Genomic DNA, 1,705 nt, shown 5'->3' on the forward strand with positions numbered 1-1,705 from the left:
CTCCCCCCATTGCCGGCGATCGCATCCGCACATCTTAGCGCGATGCGGCCCTCCTCCCCTTGCGGGGAGGAGCGGGAGGTGGGGGTGGCAGGGTGACCCTCGGTGTCCGCGGACCGCCCGCGTGAGCCTGTCACCTGCGGAGGCTGGCGGAGCCACCCCTAACCCCTCCCCGCAGGGAGGAGGGGGAGGAACGCGCCGGCCGAGGCGGGACGGCCTTCCATCCCAAGGGGGTGATACAATATAACACCATCAGCCCCGGCCGCGTTCGCCCGGAAACTCGAAAAGAGCCGCCATGTCCGACAGCCCGAACCCCGACAGCCCGAACCCCGCCTCTCAAAAAATCCCCGTGACCGTGCTCACGGGTTATCTCGGCGCCGGCAAGACCACGCTGCTCAACCGCATCCTCACGGAGAATCACGGCAAGCGCTACGCGGTGATCGTCAACGAGTTCGGCGAGATCGGCATCGACAACGACCTCGTCATCGGCGCCGACGAGGAAGTGTTCGAGATGAACAACGGCTGCGTCTGCTGCACCGTGCGCGGCGACCTCATCCGCATCATGGACGGGCTGGTGAAGCGGCGCGGCAAGTTCGACGCCATCATCGTCGAGACCACGGGCCTCGCCGACCCCGCCCCCGTGGCCCAGACCTTCTTCATCGACGAGGATGTCGGCGGCGCCGCCCGCCTCGACGCCGTGGTGACGGTGGCCGACGCCAAGTGGCTGACGGAGCGCCTCAAGGACGCCCCCGAGGCCAAGAACCAGATCGCCTTCGCGGACGTGATCCTGCTCAACAAGGCCGATCTGGTGGAGCCCGCCGACCTCGACCGCGTCGAGGGCCTGATCCGGTCCATCAACCCCTACGCCAAGGTCCACCGCACCAGCCGCTGCGACGTGCCCCTCGACCAGGTCCTCGACCGCAACGCCTTCGACCTGTCGCGCATCCTCGACATCGAGCCCGACTTCCTGGAAGAGGGCCACCATCACCACCACGACGACGAGATGCAGTCGGTCTCCGCCCGCATCGACGGCCCCGTCGATCCCGAAAAGTTCATGCCGTGGATCTCGACCCTGACCCAGGTCCAGGGACCCGACATCCTGCGCTGCAAGGGCATCGTCGCTTTCCCGGACGAGCCCCAGCGCTTCGTGTTCCAGGGCGTCCACCAGATCCTCGACGGCGACCTCCAGGGGCCCTGGAAGGACGGCGAGGCCCGGGTGTCGCGGGTGGTGTTCATCGGGCGCAAGCTCGACCCGGAGGCGATCCGCGCCGGGTTTTACGATTGCAAGGCCTGAGGGCCGGCCCCGATTTGGTCACGGTGGGGCGCCACACGGCACCCATGAACCCGATGTCCCGCATCGGGACACGTCCGGCGACGCGCCCTCTTCGCGCCGCCTCGGCCCCCCGGGCGGACGTCGGCTGACCCCATCGGAGAGGTCCGAGCGATGAAGAAACGTGTTCTGGTTGCCCTCCTCGGCCTCCTGGTCCTCCCGGCGACCGTGCAGGCCGCGAGCAACACCGTCATGGGCGTCGGCACGGGGGCGGTGGCCGGCGCCGTGGTCGGCGGTCCCATCGGGGCCGTGGTCGGCGCGGTGGTGGGCGGCGTCGTCGGCTCCAACTCCGAGCGGGCCCGGCCCCGCCGCGCCCGACGGGCCAAGGTTTTTCGCACACGGCGCCAAGCCGGGCCGGCGCGGCCCGTGACCGTGGCC

At 69.6% G+C, this 1,705-nt stretch carries 2 protein-coding genes; both read left to right on the forward strand.

What is annotated here, in order from left to right; genetic code table 11:
* Positions 1 to 292: 292 nt before the first annotated feature.
* A complete protein-coding gene (locus FV218_RS22365; protein WP_056090709.1) occupies positions 293 to 1,291 on the forward strand; it encodes a GTP-binding protein in 999 nt (332 codons plus the stop codon).
* Between the two features lie 150 nt (positions 1,292 to 1,441).
* Positions 1,442 to 1,705: hypothetical protein (locus tag FV218_RS22370; protein ID WP_147711597.1), on the forward strand; the 264-nt coding region annotated here is incomplete at its 3' end.

Source organism: Methylobacterium sp. WL69 (assembly GCF_008039485.1).
In the GTDB taxonomy this organism is placed as follows: domain Bacteria; phylum Pseudomonadota; class Alphaproteobacteria; order Rhizobiales; family Beijerinckiaceae; genus Methylobacterium.

Coding starts and splice junctions, on each gene's coding strand:
- FV218_RS22365 (WP_056090709.1), top strand. CDS start 293: ATGTCCGACAGCCCGAACCCCGACAGCCCGAACCCCGCCTCTCAAAAA.